Consider the following 21,164-nt stretch of genomic DNA (forward strand, 5'->3'; position numbering starts at 1 on the left):
CTCGTCATCGTCTCCGACGAACGGCCTGGCGCCATCCCGGCGCTTTCGCGCTGCGGGTCGCTCGCCGTGCGCCTGGGCGTGGCGCGCACGCGCATCGTGCGCCTCATGAACGCCTGCGACCCGCGTCGGCGCGACGAGTCGTTCGTGGCGCGGGCGGCCGTGGGGCTCGAGTGCGCCCGCGAGGTTCGCGTGCTCGACGGAGGGCTCGACCTCGTGGAGCTTTTGGGCGCGGGTGGCATGGCCGAGATCGTTGCGTCCGAGAACCCTGCCGCGCTGGGCGCCGCCCATGGCCTCGCGGCCCTGCTCAAGGAGCTGGGGCACCTTCCCGACGCCGAAGGCGCCAGGCACGCCCTTGCCGGCGGAGGCAAGCCCAGGAGGCTCTTTGGCCTTGGCAGAGGGGAGGCGTAGCGATGGGCGTGCTTGAACGCGTGAGGCAGCAGGTGGGCGACCTCGCAGACGAGGCGCGGGAGGACGCGGCCGAACAGCGGAGGCTCTCGGAGCGGCTCAAGCGCGGGCTGGTCGAGCGCCTGGGCCTCACGCAGATTGCCTCGCTCGTCTCGGCCGGTGCCGTCGATCAGGTGCGCGAGGAGCTTGCCGTGGTGTGCCGGGCGGTGCTGTGCTCCGGCGGCTTCGAGGAGCTGGGCGAGGACGAGCGCGACGCTCTCATGGTTCGCGTCATCGACGAGATCGTGGGCCTAGGGCCGCTGCAGCCCCTGCTCGACGACCCCACCATCACCGAGGTCATGGTGAATGGCTGCAACGCGCTGTTCTACGAGCGCGGAGGTCGCCTCCTTCCGGCGAGCCGCGCCTTTGACTCGCCCGAGCAGATCATGCTCGTGATGGACCGCATCTTGGCGCCGCTGGGCCGCAGGCTCGACGACGCGAGCCCCATCGTGAACGCGCGCCTGCCCAACGGCTTTCGCGTGAACGCCGTGATCGCCCCGGTGGCGATGGACGGCCCCGCGGTTACGATTCGCAAGTTCTCCGGGGCCCTGCGCACGCTCGAGAGCCTGGTGGAGCTGGGGTCGCTTCCGGCCTGGTACGCGCGCCTGCTATCGTGGGCCGTGCGCGTGCGGCGCGACATCGCGGTGGCGGGTGGCACGGGCTCGGGCAAGACAACGCTGCTCAATGCCCTGTCTGCCGAGATTCCCTGCGACGAGCGCATCGTGACCATCGAGGACTCGGCCGAGCTGCGCTTCGAGGAAGGCCTGCACGTGGTGAGGCTCGAGGCGCGCGACGCCTCCATCGAGGGTACGGGTGCCGTGACGATTCGCATGCTCGTGACCAACGCTCTGCGCATGCGCCCCGACCGCATCGTGGTGGGCGAGGTGCGCGGCGAGGAGTGCATCGATATGCTGCAGGCCATGAACACGGGCCACGACGGCTCGCTCACCACGCTGCACGCGGGCACGCCCGTCGAGGCCGTCTCGAGGCTCGTTCTCATGGCGCGCTTTGGGATGGATCTGCCCGCCGCGCTCATCGAGGAGCAGGTGGCGACCGCGCTCGACCTCATCGTGATGTCGCGGCGCATGCCCGACGGCTCGCGCGTCGTGTCGGACGCCTGCGAGGTGGGCCGCGGCGAGGACGGCGGCGTCGAGCTCTCCCAGGTCGTGTCGTTCGACGTGGGCGAGCGCAGCTGGCGCCTCGTGCGCGAGCCGGCGTTTCTTGCCCGGGCGGTGTCAGACGGCCTGCTCGAAGAGGAGGAGGTGTGCCAATGGAGGCGTTGCTGTGCCTAGGCTGTGGTGCGTGCGCGGCCCTGGCGGCATGGGTCTTGACCTGCGGAGATGAGGGCGCCATTCAGAGGCCGGGCGACACGGGTACCAGGCGCGCGCTCGTGCGGGCCCTGCGCGAGGTGGGCCTGAGCGCGCCGATGCGTACCCTTGAGCGGCTGGGCCTCGCGCGCGGCGTCGTGGACGAGCTTGTGCTGAGCGAGCGCGTGCAGGCGGCCGGCCTTGCGCGCGAGGGCGCGCGCGGGCTGCTCGTGGCCTACGTAGGGGCCTGCGGCCTGCTTGGCCTGGTCGTGGCGCTGTCTTTGCTCGGGACCTTCGCGGGCGTTGCGATGGGGTGCGTGGCCGCGGCGATGTGGCGCTCGTCGCGCGTGCGCGGGCGCAAGCGCGACCTTGCCCGGCAGGTGCCCGACGCCTTTCGCTCCCTTGCCGGGGCGCTTGCCGCCGGGCGCACGCTTCCCCAGGCCATCAGCTACGTGGGGTCGATGGGCACGGGGCCGCTCAACCGGGAGTTCGCGCGGGCATCGCTGCTCGTCTCGTGCGGCACGCCCGCGGCCGACGCCATCGAACAGATCTCTGCACGCACCGACGCCCCCGGCGTCGAGCTCATGGTCTGCGCCCTCACGGTCTCTGCCAGGACGGGCGCCCCGCTCCAGGGGCTGTTCCTCAGGTCTGCCCAGCTCGTCGAGAGGCGCTTTGCGCTCGAGCGCGAGCTCGAGGCAAAGACAGCGCAGGTGAGGCTGTCGGCAAAGATCGTGAGCGGCCTTCCCGTGTGCCTCGTGGCCCTGCTCGTGCTCACCTCGCCCGACTTCAGGGCGGGGCTGGCAACGCCCGTTGGGTTGGGGTGCGTGCTGGCGGCGGCTCTGCTCGACGTGGTGGCCCTGGCTATCATCGCGCGCCTCATGCGTGGGGTGCTCTGATGTGGGCGCTTGGCTCTGGCGTGGCGGCTGCCATGGCTGCCTACCTGCTGCTATATGGCGACGACGAGCCTGGTTGGGGCAATGGAGGCAGGGCGTCTGCGCTGGCGCGGGCACTGCGGGCGTCGCCTGCGCTACGGCGCCTCAAGGGGCGCGAGAACGCGGCGCGGATGGCCGCGGCCTGCGAGCGGCAGATGCCCGAGATGCTCGACGTGCTGGCGCTAGGGCTCTCCGCGGGGCTTTCGTTTGACGCCTCGCTTGCCCTGTACTGCGCGCGCAGCTCCGCCGAGCTCTCCCGCCAGATGCTCGTGGCCATGCACTCGTGGCAGATGGGTCTTGCGAGCAGGCGCGACGCCCTGGGCGAGCTCGCCGCGCGCGTGGCGGCGCCGTCCCTTGCGAAGTTTGTCGCCGCGGTGCGCGAGGCGCTGGCGTTTGGCGCCCCGCTCGCGGCAACGCTCGAGCGCCAGGCAGACGCCATCAGGGAGGACCAGCGTGCAAGCGTGGAGCGTCGCATCGAGGAGGTTCCCGTGCGGATGCTCATTCCGCTGGGCGCGCTTGTGGTGCCCGCGATGTTGCTTGCGATTCTGGGGCCGCTGCTCAGCGCGGCCCTGTCCAGATGAGGTTGGGCGGGCTTGTCCCGCACAGGGAAAGGAGAGGTCATGGGTGTGATTGACAGGCTTGGCATAGGGGCTTCGTGCGCTCTGCGTCGTGTGCGTGCGCGTGCTCGCTGTCTGGCGCGCGAGACGAGCGGCCAGGGCACGACCGAATACGCCATTCTCGTGGGCGTTCTGGTGCTGATGGCAATCGTTGCCGTGATGGCGTTCAGGGGCAGGCTCCAGGAGCTCTGGACCTCGATTACCGATGGCATCAACTCGCTGTAGGGGGCGGCTTGCCCTGCTCGCGGCCCTGGCGCTTGCCGCTCTGGCCGTTGCGGCATGCGCGCTGGGCGAGGCGGGTGCGGGCAGTGCCGTGCCCGCCCCAGTTAGCGTGGCCGACTCGTCTGGGGAAGTGCCTGCTGGCGGCGATTCGGGTGGGGCTGCGGATGGTGAGGCGGACGGCTCGGGCGAGCCCGACGCCCCCGGGGCGCCGGGCGCAGACGCACCCTCAGAGGGCACTCGCGCTGGGGACGCGCCGGGCGGGGTCGAAGGCCTTGTGGCCGAGGCGTCTCCCGCGCCGCGGGCGACCTGCTCGAAGACTATGCGGCCCGCGGCGACACGACGCTCGCCCATGCCGGGTGGCTCGACCTGCTGGGGAGCGTCTGGGGGTGCACCGTGGTGGGTCCCGGCTGGGTCGACCTGTGCTTTGTCGAGCGGCAGGGCGAGGATGCGAGCCGGGTGAACGTTCTGAGGATGGAGGTGGACCAATGGAGGGAGGCCTATGGGAATACGGGGCCGCAAGGCGGCTCGTGACGCGTGTGGCGAGCAGCTGGGCCAGTCGACGGTCGAGTACGCCCTCGTACTCGTGGCGTTTCTTGCCGCCATCGTGGCGCTGGGGGCGGTGTGGCGCGTGGTGGGCGCCGGCGGCCTGCAGCGCCTCTCCGAGGGGTGCGCCTCGCACGCCATCGAGGGCGTGGCCGCGGCGGGCGGCATGCACGACATCGTCCTGTTCTGATTCGCTGGGCCAGGCGAGCGTCGAGGCGGCCTTCTTCCTGCCGGTCCTCATGCTGCTGCTTGCCCTGCTCCTGCAGCCCGCGTTTGCCCTGTACACGCGCTGCGTCATGGAGCAGGCGGCATCGGAGGGGCTGCGGGCGCTCGCCACCTCGGGTCCAACGCTGGCGGCTGGCCAGGACTCGTGTGTGGCCTACGTGAGGCGCAGGCTTCGCGCCGTGCCCAACGTGCCCGCCTTTCACGTGGGCGGGGAGGAGGGCTGGCAGATCGAGTGCGAGGGCTCCTCATCGATGGGTCGCTCGAGCGTGCGGGTTGCGGGGCGCCTGAGGCTCCTGCCGCTCGTGGGCGTACTCGCCTCGGCCTTTGGTGAGGTCGAGGAGGGCGAGACCGTCCTGCGCGTCGAGGTGTCCGAGAGTACGAGGCCAGACTGGTTGGAGGGCGACTATGGCGGATGGACCTCGATTTGGGGATAGGGGGCGCGCCCGCGCCTTCCTGGGTATCGACGCGTTCGTTGACGAGACGGGCGGCTACACGTCGGTATCGGTGGCGGTTGCCCTGCTCGTGAGCCTTGCGCTCACCTGCTCGCTCGTCTCGGTTGGGTGGGTGCAGCGAAGATCGGCAGACGTGCAGACGGTCGCCGACGCCTGCGCCTTGGCCGGGGCAAACGTCGTGTCCTCGTATGCGACGGTTGCCACGGTGCTCGATGCCTGCGTGCTCACGATGGGGCTTGCCGGCATGGTGACGCTGGGTGCCGGCCTTGTGGTGAGCGCCATCCCCGGCCTGGGCGCGGCGGGCGCCAAGACCGTCGATGCCGCGCGGCAGGTGTTCGACTCCCGCGGGCGCTTCGCGCGGTCTGCGGCGCGGGGGCTCAAGAAGGTCGAGGGAACGCTGCCCCTTGCCATCGTGAGCCGCTCCGCCGCCGTTGCGCAGGAGAGCGGGTCTTGGACGGGCGTTGCCATGCCGTTTCCCGTGCAGTCGCAGTCCGACTTCTCCGCGCTCGACGTCGAGGTGGACCCAACGGAGGCGGCGGAGGCGGCACGGCGTCTCCAGGAGGCGTCCGACCGGGCCAAGGAGCGTGCCGACGAGGCCGTGCGCGAGGCCTGGCTTGCGGACTGCGGCGCCGACGGCATGTGCCTGCGCGAGCGGGCCGACGCGCTTGCGGGGCTGGCGCCCGTGAGCAATCCAAGTTACGCGCTGCCGCTCTGGACCTTTGGGGCTCCGCTCATGCGCGCACGTGCCTACTACGCCGCCCGTCTCGCGAGCGAGGCGCCGCTGGGCCAGGGGACGGACGAACTCACGAACTCGGCGGCACGCAAGGCGTTCTACGAGTACGCGCTCGAGCAGGTTGGTCGTGGCCACTACGAACAGCTGCCCGACGGCGGCGCGGACCTTGACCTGCCACAGCTCTTCTCGAACGCGGAGCAGCTGCGCGCAACGACGCTCTACTCGGCCAGTCGCTGGCCCTGTACGCAGGAGGGAGGAAGAACGGTGCTGCATGCAAGCATGGAATGCCCGGGCGCAAGGGGCACGTCTGCGGGAACGGCGTCGCTCGTCGCGCTCGACGCCGGGAGCGTGGCGCGCTGCGATACCTGCAGGATGGACACGCAGGCCATGGGAAGCGCCCCGGCCGCGTCGACGAGCATCGATAACGGCTTCGAGCACTACTGGAGGATCGTCTCGGAGGCGTCGGAGCGCTACGAGCGGGCTCGCAACGACCTTGCCGAGGCCGAGGCGCAGATGCGCGAGCTTGCTGGTGAGGGAAAGAGCGCCTATGAGCGCGCCATGGAGGCGCTCGCGGTGCCTCGGCCACGCCTGTGCCCACCAGGTGCCTGGGGCTGCGTCGCCGTGGTGACGGGAGGCGAGCGCGAGGTGCCCGCTGAGGTCACGGGGGCGTTCCTTGCGGACTCCGCGGTGCCTGCGGGTGCCGCCGTGGCGGCCGCGACTCTGGCGCCAGACTCGGCCGCCGAGGGAAACGACGTGCTCGCGCGCTTCTTTGGTGCCATCTCCGAGGGGATGGATGGGGCCGATGCCGGCGTACTTGGAAATATCGGGTCCTTGTGGGGAGAGCTGCTCGTTGGCTACGAGTCTGCCGCGGGCAATGTTGAGGCTGCGGCTGGGAAGATACTCGACGGCATCGACAGCGTGCTGGGAACGAGCGTGAGCTCGTGGCTACGCGACATGGCCAAGGAGGCCATCCGCGACGCGGGCCTGGCCCCCGCCGACCTGCGTCCCAGAAAGCCCGTGCTCACCAACAGCCAGTACGTGCTCGACAAGGCGGGCTATGACCACGTCTCGAGCGTGAGGGACTTCGTTAGCAAGCTGCCCGACACGGCAGACCCGGTCGAGTTTGCCCGGGCACTGGGCCGCGAGGTCAAAAACGAGTTGGGGACGCGCATTGGCGAGGTCACCATTGCCGAGCTGACCATCCCAGGGACCGAGATAACGATTCCCATAACCATCGACGTGGGCGAGCTCTTGGGGGCGGCGTGATGAGGTGGCGCGAGGCGCCTGCGCCAGACCGGGAGCTGGGGCAGATGGCCGTTGAGCTCGCCGTGCTCGTCCCCGTCATCGTGGTGGTGGCCCTCGTCATCCTTAACGTGATGCGCATCTCCGAGCTGTGCGCCCGGTTCGATCGCGTGGCGGCCGACGCCGTGGTGATGCATGGCGTGAGCCCGTCGGGCGCCTCAGGCGAGCTCGCTGGCGTCGAGGAGGTCAAGGCCGCGATCGTTGACGCCATGGGCGACGCCTCGTGCGAGGTCTTGGTGAGCGCCGAGGACGTCTCGAGCGGGGAGGGTCGCGCCCTCATCGACCTCGCGGCGGGAACCACCCGCTACGTCTGCAGGCTGGGCTACCGGCCGTGGCCCGGCTCCTTCTCCATTGCCGGGATGGGCGTGTCGCTGCCCGCCCTGGCCCATCACGAGCGAAGCGTCGTGGTGGACAGGTATCGCTCGGGGGTGGTCTCGTGAGGACGAGAGTTGGGCCACGTGCCCGTTGGGCCGTGGTGACGTTTGATGCGGGCGGCGGTTCGTGCGCTGAGTCGAGCGATGCCGCAGCTGCTAGGGCAAACGCCGAGACGGGCGTGGGCGCGGGTGCTGAGCCGCATGCCAAGGCGGGCGATGGTGTGTGCTCAATCAGGTTCCAGGTGCTTGGCAGCGCGCTTGAGCGTCTGCGGGGCCTTTTGGGAACGAGGCGGGGAGATGCGCGCGCCCTGCCCTGCCTGCTCGCGGGGTGTCGCTCGGTCCACACGTTTGGCATGGCCTACGGCATCGACGTGGCACTCGTGAGCGAGCAGGGGCGGGTGCTCAGGGTGCGGCGAGACGTTCCCGCGGGGCGGGTCGTCTCCTGCCGCGGGGCGGTCCATGCCTTGGAGCGCCCGAGCTCGGACGGGCCATGGCCGCAGGCTGGGCAAGCGGTGAGCTTGCAACTGTTCGATGTGCTGTAGAGAGGGGAGTGCGCAATGGACGCAACCAATCAGGCGGGTGGAGGGCTCAAGACGTGTCCCAGGTGCGGGGCCAAGCTCTTTGCCGACATGGACGTGTGCTACGGGTGCCTCTATGACTTCGCGAGGGGCGGCGAGCCCGCGGTTGGCGCGGTGGCGGACGCCTCGCTCCTCGAGCTCTCGAGAGAGCTCGAGGAGCCAACGCTAGAGCCATCTGCTGAGGTGCCGGGGGCGTTGGGTGCTGCGACGATGACCCAAGCTCGGCCGGTGCCGCAACTCCAGATGTCGTCGCAAATCCAGGCGCCTCCGCAGTCTCCCTCGGTGTCCCAAGGTTCAGCGGCGTTCCAGCCCCAGGCGGCCTGCTTGACCTCGCCTGCGCCCGAGGCGGAGCGGCCCGAGCCCGTGGCGGCGCTGATGTCACCCTCGTGCGTGCGGGTGAGCTGCGGAGGCATGACGGTTCCCATGGAGGTGGGCAAGGAGGGGCTCGTCCTTGGCAGAGAGCCCGGGTGCGATGTCGTGATCGACCACCCAGAGGTGGCGGCGCGTCACCTCGTACTGTTGTTCAGGGATGGGGTGTTGTTTGCCCAGGGTCTGGGCGCGGCCAATAGCGTGTTGGTCAACGGATGGGTGCTGGCGGGTCTGTGCCCCTTGCGCTGCGGTGACGTTGTCGAGGTGAGACCCGCTGGTGTCACGATCAGGCCTTGGCCTGCTGCGGGAGGAAGGGGTGAGGTCGCATGAGCCGGGCGATGGGGCGCGAGGTTGCCTACAGCGTGCTCTACGATGCAACGTCTGTGGAGGAGGGGCCGTCCGATGGGGGCGTCATGCGGCATCGGGTGTGGGTGGTCTGCGTGGGCGAGGCGTTCTATCGCCTGGCGTGGTCGTCTCGGGGTGTCGGCCATGGGCTGCCCGAGTGCAAGGCCTATCCTTGCGACGAGGCGGGCGCGGCTACTTCCTCGCACTGCGTTGCCCGCTGCTACTGCGTCAATCCCCATGTGGCGTTTGCCGAGGTCATTGACCAGCTGCTGAGCCTGCCGGCGACGTGCCCGCGCGTTCGCGAAGGCGCTGTGGCGGTCTAATCCAACCTCGCAGGTTGCTCCCGCCCAGGCCGGCGTGCCTTCGAGCACAATTTGCCGGGAGGACAGGGGGCTGAAACCCCCGCGTCAGGGGTTGGATTGCCCCTTCCTGCTATCAGCGCACTGACGGATTGGACCGCAGCAATGAGCCGTTTGTGCGAGCAGGCCGCGGGGCGAATCGACGCCCGCCCAGAATTTTTCCAATTAGCCAAAATTCTCACTTGCTTGGCTGGTTCTATTTGCTATAGTAAACGAGCTCGCAGGGCGAGCAGACATTTCGGCTGGGTAGCTCAGTTGGTAGAGCAGGGGACTGAAAATCCCCGTGTCAGGGGTTCGATTCCCTTCCCCGCCACCAGAAGTGATACGACCCGAAGATCCAGCGTCTTCGGGTCGTTTTCGTTACGGAGTGTCGTTTTTGTCCCGCTCGCGCTCTTCGCTGGTGCACTCCGCGGTGCAACTCTTGGTGCAACTCGGGGCACGTGGGCTTAAAGGGCGGCCTATAGGCTTATAGGACATATTGTGCGTCCGCTTTCGGGGTGTCGACGAAGGTCGGCGTCCCCCGCATGCTCGAGTCACCAGGTTCGATGCGTCCGCTCTGCTGGGATGCACGTACGTTTTCCACTCGCTCGGCTGATGTGTCGTCTGTCTTCATCGCGAGCGCGGGCGTGCCGCCCGTCTCTGCCAACGTACCCGTCTCCGCCGCGAGCGTGGGCGTGCCGCCCGTCTCCACCAACACCTCGCCTGCGCGCCTGGCCCAACCGCTCGTCTTCGCCAATGCGCCGCCCGCGACCGCCGGGCCAACCGCTTGCCCCGCCCAGCGCGCCGCTCGCACATCTCACATACCTGAAATGCATTGTTTGCGCTGGTCAACCGTAGCGCAATTTGCCGGTGAACGGCGCCGCGCCCGCTGCGAGCGGCATCAAGATTGCACCTAAGCACTTACCGACACCTGGCGGGCCCAATCATCCCGTCCTCCTAAACTAGAAATAACGTGTGAATCGCTTAGGAGAGGAGCAATTCATGTCCAAGATCTTCAACAGCCCCAGCAAGTACATCCAGGGCCCCGATGAGCTCGCCAAGCTTGGCGGCTACGTCGACCCGCTTGGCACCAAGGCCCTCGTCATCAACACGCCCTCCGGAGTCAAGCGCGTGGGCGCCAAGGTCGAGGCCGGCTTTGCCGAGGCCAAGGCCGCGCCCGTCTTCGAGGACTTCAACGGCGAGTGCTCCGAGAACGAAGTCAACCGCCTCGTTGAGGTCGCCCGCGCCAACGGCTGCGACGTCGTCGTGGGTATCGGCGGTGGCAAGACGCTCGACACCGCCAAGGCCACGGCCTACTTCCTGGGCTGCCCCGTCGTGATCTGCCCCACCATCGCCAGCTCCGACGCCCCCTGCAGCGCCCTGTCCGTCCTCTACACCGACGACGGCCAGTTCGACCGCTACCTGTTCCTGCCGGCCAACCCCAACATCGTCCTCATGGACACCACGGTCATCGCCGCGAGCCCGGTGCGCCTGACCGTCTCTGGCATGGGCGATGCCCTGGCCACCTACTTCGAGGCCCAGGCCACGCACGACGCCTGCGGCGACACCTGTGCCGGCGGCAAGGGCGGCCTCGCGGCCCTGTCGCTCGCCCGCCTGTGCTACGACACCCTCATGGCCGACGGCGTCAAGGCCAAGGTCGCCCTCGAGGGCCACGCCCTCACCCCGGCCGTCGAGAACATCATCGAGGCCAACACGCTGCTCTCTGGCATTGGCTTCGAAAGCTCCGGCCTCGCCGCCGCCCATGCCATCCACAACGGCCTCACCCTGCTGCCCGAGTGCCACGGCATGTACCACGGCGAGAAGGTCGCCTTTGGTACCCTCGCCCAGCTTGTGCTTGCCAACGCCTCAACCGAGCAGCTCGAGGAGGTCCTGGGCTTCTGCATTGAGATTGGCCTGCCCGTTACCCTGGGCGAGCTTGGCGTCACCGAGGTCACGCGCGAGAAGGCCATGATCGTGGCCGAAGCCGCCTGCGCCCCCGGCGACACCATGGGCAACATGCCGTTCGACGTTACGCCCGATATGGTTGCCGACGCCATCCTTGGCGCCGACGCCCTTGGCCACTACTACCTCGACTAACGCTCACTTGCGCATACGCCGCATCCCCAGGGCGCGCTGGCCTCACGGCTGGCGCGCCCTTTTGTCGCGGCTTGCGTACCAGACGCCCAAAATGCCCGCTCGCCGCTGTGCGTCTCTGCCATAGTGGGCGGTATCAAGTCTCTAACGAAGGGGGAGAGCCATGAAGGTAAGGTCGATTATGTGCTGCTGCGGCGGTGGCGTGGGCAGCTCGTTCATCGTGCAGATTAACGTACGGGATGTGCTCAAGAAGCACGGCATCGAGGGCATCAGCGTCGACCACGTCTCGGTCTCTGAGATATCGATGCACCAGGTCGACCTGTTCGTCGTGGGCAGCGACCTCATGGCCTTCCTGGCTGACAAGCCGCGCGTCATCACGCTCGACAACATCATGTCGAAGGACGAGCTCGAGACCAAGCTGCTTGCCGCCCTCGAGGCCGCCGAGAACGAATAGCCTGGGGATAGGGGGATGGGTCTTTTGTCCCCGCTTGGCCGCCGTCTGGCTCATGCGGCCGGATGCTGCCCCATTCTTCTCGTCCACTTCATATCCGTGCAAACAAAAACGCGCCCGCCGAGCCACTTGGACTCGACGGGCGCGCCGTCAATCAAGAGATGCGAGCGAAAAGCTAGGCGCTCGGGCAAATCTTCTTGAACAGGGCCACGACGTCGTCGTGGTTGGCCTCGCGGGGGTTGCCCGGGAAGCAGGCGTCGGCCATGGCGTCGGTGGCCAGCTGGTCGATCTCGTCGGCCTTCATGGCCTCGCAGACGTGCGGGATGTTGACGTCGGCGGAGAGCTGCTTGACGGCGGCGATGGCGGCGTCGGCGGCCTCGTCCTCGTTCATGCCGGTCGTGTCAACGCCCATGGCCACGGCGACCTCGGCGAGGCGCTTGGTAACGACGGGCTTGTTGAACTCCATGGCGATGGGGAGCAGCATGGCGCAGGCAACGCCGTGCGGGGTGTCATAGTGGGCAGACAGGGTGTGCGCCATGGCGTGGTCGATGCCTAGGCCCACGTTGGAGAAGCCCATGCCGGCGATGTACTGGCCCAGGGCCATGCCCTCGCGGCCGCTGCCGGGCTGGCCGCTCTTGGCCTCGGCCACGGAGTCGCGCAGGTGCTGCGAGATCAGCTGGATGGCCTTGAAGTGGAACATGTCGGAGAGGTCCCAGGCACCCTTGGTGGTGTAGCCCTCGATGGCGTGCGTCAGCGCGTCCATGCCGGTGGCGGCGGTGAGGCCGGCAGGCATGGAGGCCATCATGTCGGGGTCGACGACGGCGACGTCGGGGATGTCGTTGGTGTCGACGCAGACGAACTTGCGGACCTTCTCCGGGTCGGTCACGACGTAGTTGATCGTGACCTCAGCGGCGGTGCCAGCGGTCGTCGGGACGGCGATGGTGAAGGTAGCGTGGTTCTTGGTGTCGGCAACGCCCTCGAGCGAGCGGACGTCGGCGAACTCGGGGTTCTCGACGATGATGCCGATGCCCTTGCAGGTGTCCATGGAGGAGCCGCCGCCAATGGCAACCATCATGTCAGCGCCGGAAGCCTTGTAGGCCTCGACGCCGTCCTTGACGTTCTGGATGGTGGGGTTGGGCTTGATCTCGGAGTAGAGCGTCCAGGGGATGCCGGCGGCGTCGAGCTCGTCGGTGACCTTGGCGGTAACGCCAAACTTCACGAGGTCGGGGTCGGAGCAGACGAAGGCCTTCTTGAAGCCGCGGCGCTGAATCTCGCCCGGGATCTCCTTGATGGCGCCGGAGCCGTGATAGGAAATGTTGTTCAGAACAAAGCGATTGACTGCCATGCTTGCCCTCCTCAGGGTAGGTGGTGGGATAACAGCCCCTGTCATCCCGTCGTGCTCGGCAACGTGCCGCGCTCTTAGCACAAAGGATACCCGCAGACCAGCGCGGTACTACCGATTATTTGGTGAGCGGTCTAAAAATGGAACGTCGTTCGCAAATACGAACGTCGTGGGTAGGATGTGGCGGCCGGGACGGTGAATGCGTTCTGACTGCGCGGGCGGGCACGCACTGGGGCGGTGACGCGCGCCGGCCGCATGGGACGGGCCTGCTGCGACCCTCCTAGTATGGTGCCTTTGTCACGCGGTGCAGGCGGATCTCGTCGCAGACGGCGTCCGTGCGATGCGTGAGCAGGTACTCCAGGGCGTCGGCCATGTCGTCGGGCACGATCATGGGCGTGCCAGTGAGGTCCGGACGGGCAATGGCCACCATGTCGGTGAGCACGCCGCCGGGCGAGATGACGTGCACGCGAATGCCCTCGTCAAAAACCTCGCGGGCAAACGACTTCGACATGCCATAGAGCGCATGCTTGCTCGCAACGTAGGCGCTCTGGTTGGGGTAAGCGTCGTGCGCAACGACTGAGCAGACGTTCACGACCTCTGCTGCCTTTGAGGCGCGTAGCAGCGGCAGCGTCTCGCGCATGAGGATGAACGGCGCGCGAACGTTGGTTGCCATGACGGTATCAAACTGATCGGTGGGAATGTCCTCGAGCGGCCCCGCCTGGACGATGCCCGCGTTGTTCACCAGGATGTCGAGGCCGCCGCTTTCCCTGATGCTGCAAACAAGATCAAGGATGGCCTGCTCGCTCGTGAGGTCGCACGCGTGGGTGCACGAGCGCTCCTCGTATCCCGCCTGCTTGGAGGTCTCGTCGCAGAGACGGGAGGTCTCGTCGAGCGATGCCTGCGTGCGACCCACGAGCGTAACCTCGCAGCCAAGGCTCGCCAACCTCACCGCGAGCGCCCGGCCGATTCCCTTGCCAGCTCCCGTGACCAGCGCCTTCTCGTGAGCAATGCTCGTCTTCATGATGCCCCCTATCCGTTATGTCCTGATGTATTCATTGTGGAACTCAGCATGGGCGCGCGGGGCGATTAATCCGTCAACGTAGCTGCTCCTGCGGCCGCTTGCTGACGCAGGCGGGGTCCTGCGCGCCGCTGGCATCGCTTCTGGTTGCGGCGGGTTGTGCCTCCCTGGCTCCCTGTGGCCGCGAGCGAGGCTTCGAGAGCGCGTCCACCCAGGCGGCGAGTTTTCCGCGCGTGAGCGCGCTTGGCCGCGAGGCGAAGAGGAGCTTGGAGGTGAAATTGAGCGGCATATTTCTTGCGCGCGAGCGCGCTTGGCCAGGCAGCGGTCTCCCTACCAGTGTGTTTGGTCGCTCGCCGGGTTACTAGGGGAGCGCCGAGACGCGACGCAGACTATCCACTAAATTCTATTCAGCCATCCGTTAATAGCGCCCTAGACTGTCCGCTAATAAAAACCTCACTAAGTCGGTACCCCAATTGCCGCTTGGCAAGTAACCCACGGCTCTGCCCGTTGCCCATCTGGCACTTTCACGGGTCAAAATCCTCCTCTGACGGGCGGCTATCTTATGGGGTACCGACTTGGCGCAAAAATGAGCCAAAGCCTCTTCTTTAAATATGACAAGTTGGCATCGGCGGACTTTCTGCGTGACACTCCTGCGTACCGCGCTACACTTAATGGCTAGAAGTGAGCCTAGGTGAACTCAACCCAGGCAAACTTGCTTCATTCGGTCCCAAAACGGGGAGACGCGCGACCTCGCGCGCCACAAGAGAGAGGAAGCACCATGAAGAAGTCCACCCAGAACGGTCTGCTCGTCGCCGGCGGTTTCCTGCTCGGAACCGTGGGCGTCAAGGCCCTGGCCTCCGACACCGCCAAGAAGGGCTACGTCCAGGCCGTCGCCTGTGGCATGCGCGCCAAGAACTCCTACGATGCCATCGTCGAGCAGGCAAAGGCCCAGGTAGACGACATCGTCTCCGAGGCCAGCTACCTCACCACCAACAAGGACGAGAAGGCCGAGTAACCTCGCGCATGCAGTACACAATCGTTAGCGAAATACCGGGCCGCATCCGTGTGAACCTTGCGGGCATCGTGCCCGACGCAGACGCCGAGCCCCTGCGCGTGGCGCTCGAGAAGGCGCTCGCCATCGAGTCTGCCCGCGTCTACGCGCGCATCGGCTCGGTTGCGCTCACCTACAACGCCGCCGACCCCGCCGCCCGCGACGCTGCGCTTAACTGGCTAGGGCTTGTCGACGCCGCGGCCGTCGATGCCGCGCGTGCGGACTGCGCTGGCATGGCCGCACCCAGCACGGACGCCCTGCTGCTCAACATCGCCGAGCTCGTGGGCTTCCACTACGCCCGCCGCTGGTTCCTGCCCGCGCCCATCCGCGCGGCCTGGACGGTCTGGTCGTATCGCAAGTTTCTCGCGGCCGGCCTGCGCTCGCTCGTGAACGGTCGCCTCGACGTGCCGGTGCTCGACGCCGCCGCGGTGGGCATCTCGTTTGCCAAGGGAGACTTCCTCACCGCCGGCAGCACCATGTTCCTGCTGAACATCGGCGAGGCGCTCGAAGACTACACCAAGGCCCGCTCTCAGCACGAGCTCATATACTCGCTGCTCGCGATGCCCGAGACCGCCCGCCGCATCGAGGCGGGGGAGGAGGTCGGCGTCCCCTCCTCAGACCTTGCCGAGGGCGACCTCATCGTCGTGCGCACCGGCATGCCGGTCTGCGTCGACGGCACGGTCGAGCGCGGCCGCGCCATGGTCAACCAGGCGGCGCTCACCGGCGAGCCCCTGGCCGTCGAGCGCGTCGAGGGCGACTCGGTCTTTGCCGGCACCGCCTGTGAGGACGGCGAGATCTTCGTGCGCGTCACGAGCGGCGCGGGCAACACCAAGCTGCGCTCCATCGTCTCGATGGTCGAGCAGTCCGAGGGCCTCAAGAGCAGCGTCCAGGGGCGCCGCGAGCGCCTCGCCGACGCCATCGTCCCATGGAACTTCCTGCTGGCGGGCGCCGTCGCGCTCACCACGCGCAGCCTCGTCAAGACTAGCGCCGCCCTCATGGTCGACTACTCGTGCGCCCTCAAGCTTACGAGCTCCATCTCGGTGCTCGCCGCGATGAGCCAGAGCGCCCGCGCTGGCTTCACGGTCAAGGGCTCGCGCCACTTCGAGCAGCTCGCCGCCGCAGACACGATCGTCTTTGACAAGACCGGCACGCTAACGGCCGCAACGCCGCAGCTCGCGGACGTGCTGGCCTTTGCCGGCTGGACCCAGGAGGAGGTGCTGCGCTTCTCGGCCTGCCTCGAGGAGCACTTTCCCCACCCGGTGGCCCGCGCCGTCGTGCACGCCGCCGAGGCGCGCGGCCTCGAACACCGCGAGCGCCATGCCGAGGTCGAGTACGTCGTGGCCCATGGCATCGCGAGCTCGCTCGACGGAAAGCGCGTGGTCATTGGCTCCAAACACTTCGTGATGGAGGACGAGCACGTCGACGTCCCGGCTAGCGTTGCCGAGAAGATCGACGAGGCAGCCTGTGGCCTCTCCACGCTCTACCTCGCCGTAAATGGCGAGCTCGTGGGTGCGCTGCTTATCTCCGACCCCATCAAGCCGGGCGTGGCCGAAGCCATCGGCACCCTGCGCAAGCTGGGCTTTGAGCATATCGTGATGCTCACGGGAGACAACGAGGCCGCCGCGGCCCGCATCGCGGCAGACGCCGGCATCACCGAGTTCGCCGCGAACCTGCTGCCCGAGGACAAGCACAACTACGTGGCGCATCTGCGCGAGCAGGGTCGGCGCGTCGTGATGGTTGGTGACGGCGTTAACGACTCGCCGTCGCTGTCCGCCGCAGACGTGGGCGTGGCCATGGGCAACGGCACCGCGATCGCCCGCGAGGTGGCAGACGTCACGCTCAACCGCGGCGACCTGTGCTCGCTCGTGGCGCTGCGCCGCCTGTCGATGGAGCTCATGGAGCGTATGGACGTAACGTTTCGCGAGGTCATCGGGTTCAACTCCACGCTGCTGGCCCTGGGGATTGCGGGCGCCATCGCCCCGCAGACCTCGAGCCTGCTGCACAACACCAGCACGGTGTTCTTCTCGATGAGAGACTCGCGCGCCTACGCGATGTAGCGCACCGCGAGCCTCGCGTCTCCTGTGCCGCGTCTCACCGCACCGCTCGAGTGCGCACAAGTAACCCACATTCTGGCCCGCGAGCGCACCCGCCCGCGGGCCAGAATCGTCTGGCGCCCCAACATGCCCTGCAATCCGTGGTCAAGTGCCCCACGCTGCCGCTATTCCTCTTACAAATCCTGCGAAATGTTTCAACTTCTCATGCGTGCGGCGCTCGTTTTGAGTAATATACAGGCGTAGGTTAGTTACGTTCGTAACCAAGCGAGAAACCAAAGCGAGAAAGGTGCACAACATGGTCAACGCCCTGGTTGTCTGCCGTGCCGGTGTCGGCTCGAGCATGCTGCTCCAGACCAAGATCGAGCAGATCTGCGCCAAGCGCGGCTACCGCATCGACGTCACGCACGGCAAGCTCGATGACCTCGTGGACTTTGGCGGCGACGTCATCGTCACCATGAGCGACTTCGCCCCCGAGATCGAGGGCAAGTTCCCCAACGTCATCAGCATCTTCGACATCACCAACGACGATGAGATTGCCTCCAAGCTCGACGAGTTCGTCTCCGCCAACAGCCACGGCGCCTCCGCCACCGATGACAAGAAGGCCGTTGACTTCTTCCTCGGCATCATGAAGGAGCAGGTCAACGCCTTCATCGACGGGATCGACTACGACTCCATCACCGCCGCCAAGCGCCTGATCCAGGAGTCCGAGGCCAACGGTGGCCGCCTGCACGTCACGGGCATCGGCAAGCCGGGCCACGTCTCGGGCTACGCCGCGTCGCTGTTCTCCTCGACCGGCACCCCCACCTACGAGCTCCACGGCACCGAGTGCGTCCACGGCTCCGCCGGCCAGGTCAAGCCCGGCGATGTTGTGATCGCCATCTCCAACTCGGGCAACACCTCCGAGCTCAAGGCCACCGTCTCCTGCCTCAAGGGCAACGGCGTCAAGATCATCTCCCTCACGGGCAACCCCGACAGCTGGCTGGCCGAGCAGGGCGACGTCACCCTCATCGCCGGCGTCAAGGAGGAGGGCGACCCCATGAACAAGCCGCCCCGTGCCTCCATCATCGTCGAAATTCTCATGCTCCAGAGCCTCTCGATCCTGCTGCAGGAGGACTTTGGCCTGAACCCGCAGCAGTACGTCAAGTGGCACCCGGGCGGATCTCTGGGTGCCTCCATCCGCGAGGGCAAGTAGCCTCGCAAGCTGCACCTATGTGCACGCACGAGCGGTTCGCAGCCACGCTGCGGGCCGCTTTTTTCTCCTTGCATTGGGACAATACCTGCCTGAGCAACTGTCCCACTTTGGGACAGTACTTGCCTGAGCAACTGTCCCACCTGGCGCCGCATCGTCCGTCCGCCGAAGGCTCTCCCCATGCCGGGGCTCCGCCGCGCGCGCACGGGTAGACTTGAGGAGATTGGAGCGCCGGCACCCGCGGGCGCGCAAGGGAAGGGGCACATCTCCATGGACGACAAGATTCTCGCCGCAGCCCAGCTGTGGAAGGACAACCTCACCGAGGCCGACCTGGCCGCCGAGCTCGATGAGCTCATGGCCGCAGAAGACCCAGAGAAGCTCTCGGACGCCTTCTATCGCAGCCTCTCGTTTGGTACGGCCGGCCTGCGCGGCACGCTGGGCGTGGGTACCAACCGCATGAACGTCTACACCGTCTCGCAGGCCACGCAGGGCCTCGCCACCTACCTCAACGCCCACTACGAGCACCCCACGGTGGCCATTGCCCGCGACTCGCGCAACAAGGGCGAGGACTTCGTCAAGGCCGCGGCCGGCGTGCTTGCCGCCAACGGCATCAAGTCCTACGTCTACCCGCGCATCGAGCCGGTTCCCACGCTGTCGTTTGCCACGCGCTACCTCAAGTGCTCGGCCGGCATCGCTGTGACGGCCAGCCACAACCCGGCGCCCTACAACGGCTACAAGGTCTATGGCGACGACGGCTGCCAGATCGCCAACGAGGCCGCGGACGAGATCCAGAACACCATCAACGAGACGGACATCTTCACGGGCGTCAAGCACATGGACTTTGACGAGGCACTCGAGAAGGGCCTTGTGGAGTGGACGAGCGACGAGGTGCTCGACCGCTTCATCGACGCCGTGGCCTCGCAGTCCATCGGTGCCAAGCCCAACCCCGACTTCTCGGTGGTCTACACACCGCTCAACGGCACGGGCATCGAGTGCATGAACAAGATTCTGGCCCGTGTGGGCATCACCAACGTCACGGTCGTGCCCGAGCAGGCCGAGCCCGACGGCAACTTCCCCACGTGCCCCTATCCCAACCCCGAGTTCCGCGAGGCGCTCGAGAAGGGTCTGGAGCTGTGCGACAAGGTCCACCCCGACCTCATGCTCGCGACCGACCCCGACGCTGACCGCATGGGCGTGGCCGTGCCGCACGACGGCGACTACAAGCTGCTCACGGGCAACGAGATGGGCATCCTGCTCATCGACTGGCTGGTCCGCATGAAGGCCGAGGCCGGCGAGGACGTCTCGCGCAAGGTCGTCGTGACCACCATCGTGTCGAGTGCCATGCCCGACGCCCTGGCCAACCACTACGGCTTCGAGACCCGCCGCGTGCTCACGGGCTTCAAGAACATTGGCGGCCAGATGGACCAGCTCGTCGAGGTAGGCGAGGGCGACCGCTTCCTGCTGGGCTTCGAGGAGAGCTACGGCTACCTCGTGGGTCTGCATGCGCGCGACAAGGACGCCATCGTGGCGAGCATGCTCACCTGCGAGATGGCCGCCTGGTATGCCGAGCGCGGCATGGACCTGTACGAGGCCATGGAGGCCCTGTACCAGGAGTACGGCTACTACCTCAACGGCGTCGTCAACGTGAGCTTCCCGGGCGCGGCCGGCGCCGACAAGATGGCCGGCATCATGAGTGGCCTGCGCGAGAATCCGCCCGCGCAGATCGCCGGCATGCCGGTGCAGGGCTTCGTCGACTACAAGGCAGACGTCAAGATGACGGTTGCCGGCGGCGACGGCTCGTGCCCCGAGCAGCTGCTGCCCAAGAGCAACGTGCTCGAGTTCCAGCTGGGCGAGGGCGTCAAGGTTATTGTGCGCCCGTCTGGCACCGAGCCCAAGATCAAGGCCTACCTGTTCAGCAAGGGCGCCACGCGCGAGGAGTCCCAGGCGCTCAACGACAAGCTCGCCGAGGCTGCCAAGACCAGCCTGCTGGCGTAAGCTGCAGGCGTCGTCGCTGGGCAAACGGTCTATCTGGCCGCAGTCTAGGCACGTTATAGCGATGCCCGAGGGGCCGCCGCGTGCGGCCCCTCTTTTTGTGAGGGAGTCGCGGCGGCGCCCGGCGCGCCCAAAAGCGCGCAACCGCGCCACCCGCGGCTCGTGCGCCGGGCCCAAAATCTTACCTATACGTATGATTATGCCGAGAAGAGCCACAATCTTCCCCAGAGGGAAGATTCCGAGTGCGAGTTCGATTTCCAAGCGGAGAAGACCGAATGCCAGAAACAAGCGAATCCAAGGCAGTTCTCGACCACGTCCTCCTTGCCTGCTGCTTCCTGTTCCTTGCGGTGACGAGCGTGGCAACGCCGCTCGTCACCTGCGTTATGCCGGGTTACAACGAGGCCATGTACGTGAGCTACGCCCAGGCGCCGCTGGCAATCGTGGGCGTCGTCGCTATGTTCTATGGCATCGCAGCTTGGTGTTTCTTCTAACACGGTTCGCTCGTGGCTTTCCATCCTTGAGCAGTCCTACGTTGTATATCTGCTGCAGCCTTACTATTCGAATGCCAAAAAGAGATTGATCAAGATCCCTAAGGTCTACTTCTACGATACGGGATTGCTCTGCAGCATTTTGTTTTTTGAGAGCGTCGCCGAACTAACCCAGGACCAGTACCTGGGCCCCGTCTTTGAGAATGCGGTCGTTTCTGAACAACTGAAAGCTCACGTCAATAATGGGAGGAAGCCAGAGCTCTATTTCTATTGAGACTCTAACGGGGTCGAAGTTGACCTTGTAGAAATAAAGACTTCCATGGCATATCGGAGCTCGTTCCTTCGTCATCTCAACTCTGTTGGAGAAAAACTCGGCATCGACTGCGACCGTCGATTTGTGGTCATGAGGTCAGAGTCGGCTATGAGCGTGGCGGGGGCGTCGATTCTCCCGGTTAGCGAGTGGGTGCTTTCGGAGTGAAGCTGAGCACTGCAGCAGGTGATGTAGCTGGCGAAAGCTTGTGATGCGAGTGGGGCGTGTGCTCCCGCCGCGGATAAGCAAGGCCTATGCCGGGTGCATTAGGAGCTCTGCGCCGTAGAGCGCGGTCAAGAAGAGACTCCGCAAGCAGTGCGAAATGAGGTGTCGCCTGAGCCTCCCTCCCAATTGTGTAGGAACCGTGGACGCCTTGCCACGCCCCCGCATGCGG

Annotated in this window: 22 protein-coding genes, 1 tRNA gene and 1 pseudogene; 21 read left to right on the top strand and 3 right to left on the bottom strand. The window is 66.6% G+C overall.

The features are described from left to right. From AC1VTH_RS01725 to AC1VTH_RS01770, 10 genes and pseudogenes are all read left to right on the top strand, one after another. Positions 1 to 408 (top strand): annotated as a pseudogene (locus AC1VTH_RS01725) (AAA family ATPase); the annotation flags it as partial. 2 nt (positions 409 to 410) lie between these two features. Then, positions 411 to 1,736 carry a TadA family conjugal transfer-associated ATPase gene (locus tag AC1VTH_RS01730; protein WP_481334414.1) on the top strand — a complete coding sequence of 442 codons (1,326 nt, stop codon included), beginning with the start codon at positions 411 to 413 and terminating at the stop codon, positions 1,734 to 1,736. Then, complete coding sequence (locus AC1VTH_RS01735) at positions 1,715 to 2,647, top strand: type II secretion system F family protein (protein WP_481334415.1); 933 nt, start codon at positions 1,715 to 1,717, stop codon at positions 2,645 to 2,647. Before AC1VTH_RS01730 ends, AC1VTH_RS01735 begins: the two co-directional genes overlap by 22 nt. Beyond that, positions 2,647 to 3,264, top strand: coding sequence for a type II secretion system F family protein (locus AC1VTH_RS01740; RefSeq protein WP_293826715.1), 618 nt, complete (start codon positions 2,647 to 2,649; stop codon positions 3,262 to 3,264). The genes AC1VTH_RS01735 and AC1VTH_RS01740 overlap by 1 nt, the downstream gene beginning before the upstream one ends. Positions 3,265 to 3,303: 39 nt before the next feature. Next, positions 3,304 to 3,525, top strand: a complete 222-nt coding sequence (locus AC1VTH_RS01745) for a hypothetical protein (protein ID WP_481334416.1) — start codon at positions 3,304 to 3,306, stop codon at positions 3,523 to 3,525. 496 nt (positions 3,526 to 4,021) lie between these two features. After that, positions 4,022 to 4,255, top strand: coding sequence for a hypothetical protein (locus AC1VTH_RS01750; protein WP_293673708.1), 234 nt, complete (start codon positions 4,022 to 4,024; stop codon positions 4,253 to 4,255). Between the two features lie 4 nt (positions 4,256 to 4,259). After that, positions 4,260 to 4,724: a TadE/TadG family type IV pilus assembly protein gene (locus tag AC1VTH_RS01755; RefSeq protein WP_481334433.1), complete on the top strand. Its 465-nt coding sequence runs from the start codon at positions 4,260 to 4,262 to the stop codon at positions 4,722 to 4,724. Continuing rightward, positions 4,696 to 6,741, top strand: coding sequence for a pilus assembly protein TadG-related protein (locus tag AC1VTH_RS01760; RefSeq protein ID WP_481334417.1), 2,046 nt, complete (start codon positions 4,696 to 4,698; stop codon positions 6,739 to 6,741). Before AC1VTH_RS01755 ends, AC1VTH_RS01760 begins: the two co-directional genes overlap by 29 nt. A 44-nt stretch (positions 6,742 to 6,785) precedes the next feature. Next, the gene (locus AC1VTH_RS01765) at positions 6,786 to 7,217 is read left to right on the top strand and encodes a hypothetical protein (protein WP_481334418.1); all 432 of its coding nucleotides are present in this window, start codon (positions 6,786 to 6,788) and stop codon (positions 7,215 to 7,217) included. Next, a complete protein-coding gene (locus tag AC1VTH_RS01770; RefSeq protein WP_481334419.1) occupies positions 7,214 to 7,693 on the top strand; it encodes a DUF192 domain-containing protein in 480 nt (159 codons plus the stop codon). The genes AC1VTH_RS01765 and AC1VTH_RS01770 overlap by 4 nt, the downstream gene beginning before the upstream one ends. 110 nt (positions 7,694 to 7,803) lie before the next feature. Here the strand turns inward: AC1VTH_RS01770 and AC1VTH_RS01775 are convergent, their stop codons facing one another. Beyond that, positions 7,804 to 8,142 carry a hypothetical protein gene (locus AC1VTH_RS01775; RefSeq protein ID WP_481334420.1) on the bottom strand — a complete coding sequence of 113 codons (339 nt, stop codon included), beginning with the start codon at positions 8,140 to 8,142 and terminating at the stop codon, positions 7,804 to 7,806. Positions 8,143 to 8,152: 10 nt separating this feature from the next. Here AC1VTH_RS01775 and AC1VTH_RS01780 point away from each other — a divergent pair, with 10 nt between their 5' ends. The 5 genes from AC1VTH_RS01780 (at position 8,153) to AC1VTH_RS01800 (ending at position 11,329) form a co-directional block, all read left to right on the top strand. Beyond that, positions 8,153 to 8,428, top strand: coding sequence for an FHA domain-containing protein (locus AC1VTH_RS01780; protein WP_481334421.1), 276 nt, complete (start codon positions 8,153 to 8,155; stop codon positions 8,426 to 8,428). Next, a complete protein-coding gene (locus AC1VTH_RS01785; RefSeq protein WP_481334422.1) occupies positions 8,425 to 8,766 on the top strand; it encodes a hypothetical protein in 342 nt (113 codons plus the stop codon). Before AC1VTH_RS01780 ends, AC1VTH_RS01785 begins: the two co-directional genes overlap by 4 nt. Before the next feature lie 276 nt (positions 8,767 to 9,042). Then, a tRNA-Phe gene (locus AC1VTH_RS01790) sits at positions 9,043 to 9,118 on the top strand. A gap of 665 nt (positions 9,119 to 9,783) precedes the next feature. Then, entirely contained in the window at positions 9,784 to 10,878 is a 1,095-nt protein-coding gene (locus tag AC1VTH_RS01795) for a glycerol dehydrogenase (RefSeq protein WP_481334423.1), read from the top strand. Between the two features lie 160 nt (positions 10,879 to 11,038). After that, positions 11,039 to 11,329 (top strand): PTS sugar transporter subunit IIB, encoded by a 291-nt coding sequence (locus AC1VTH_RS01800; RefSeq protein ID WP_481334424.1) that lies wholly within the window; start codon positions 11,039 to 11,041, stop codon positions 11,327 to 11,329. Between the two features lie 172 nt (positions 11,330 to 11,501). On the opposite strand, the gene fucO is transcribed toward AC1VTH_RS01800, so the two are convergent. Beyond that, positions 11,502 to 12,671, bottom strand: a complete 1,170-nt coding sequence (fucO, locus tag AC1VTH_RS01805) for a lactaldehyde reductase (protein ID WP_481334425.1) — start codon at positions 12,669 to 12,671, stop codon at positions 11,502 to 11,504. A 277-nt stretch (positions 12,672 to 12,948) separates the two neighbouring features. Then, entirely contained in the window at positions 12,949 to 13,689 is a 741-nt protein-coding gene (locus tag AC1VTH_RS01810; RefSeq protein WP_481334426.1) for an SDR family oxidoreductase, read from the bottom strand. 775 nt (positions 13,690 to 14,464) lie between these two features. Here AC1VTH_RS01810 and AC1VTH_RS01815 point away from each other — a divergent pair. From AC1VTH_RS01815 to AC1VTH_RS01840, 6 genes are all read left to right on the top strand, one after another. Further along, entirely contained in the window at positions 14,465 to 14,701 is a 237-nt protein-coding gene (locus tag AC1VTH_RS01815) for a DUF6110 family protein (RefSeq protein ID WP_481334427.1), read from the top strand. Between the two features lie 8 nt (positions 14,702 to 14,709). After that, a complete protein-coding gene (locus tag AC1VTH_RS01820) occupies positions 14,710 to 16,794 on the top strand; it encodes a heavy metal translocating P-type ATPase (RefSeq protein WP_481334428.1) in 2,085 nt (694 codons plus the stop codon). A 292-nt stretch (positions 16,795 to 17,086) separates the two neighbouring features. Next, a complete protein-coding gene (locus AC1VTH_RS01825; protein WP_481334429.1) occupies positions 17,087 to 17,983 on the top strand; it encodes an SIS domain-containing protein in 897 nt (298 codons plus the stop codon). Positions 17,984 to 18,250: 267 nt separating this feature from the next. After that, entirely contained in the window at positions 18,251 to 19,975 is a 1,725-nt protein-coding gene (locus AC1VTH_RS01830; protein ID WP_481334430.1) for a phospho-sugar mutase, read from the top strand. A 272-nt stretch (positions 19,976 to 20,247) separates the two neighbouring features. Next, positions 20,248 to 20,463 (top strand): hypothetical protein, encoded by a 216-nt coding sequence (locus AC1VTH_RS01835; RefSeq protein ID WP_481334431.1) that lies wholly within the window; start codon positions 20,248 to 20,250, stop codon positions 20,461 to 20,463. Beyond that, complete coding sequence (locus AC1VTH_RS01840) at positions 20,435 to 20,734, top strand: DUF4143 domain-containing protein (RefSeq protein ID WP_481334432.1); 300 nt, start codon at positions 20,435 to 20,437, stop codon at positions 20,732 to 20,734. Before AC1VTH_RS01835 ends, AC1VTH_RS01840 begins: the two co-directional genes overlap by 29 nt. The last annotated feature ends 430 nt before the right edge of the window (positions 20,735 to 21,164 follow it).

The organism is Parolsenella sp., from assembly GCF_982402205.1.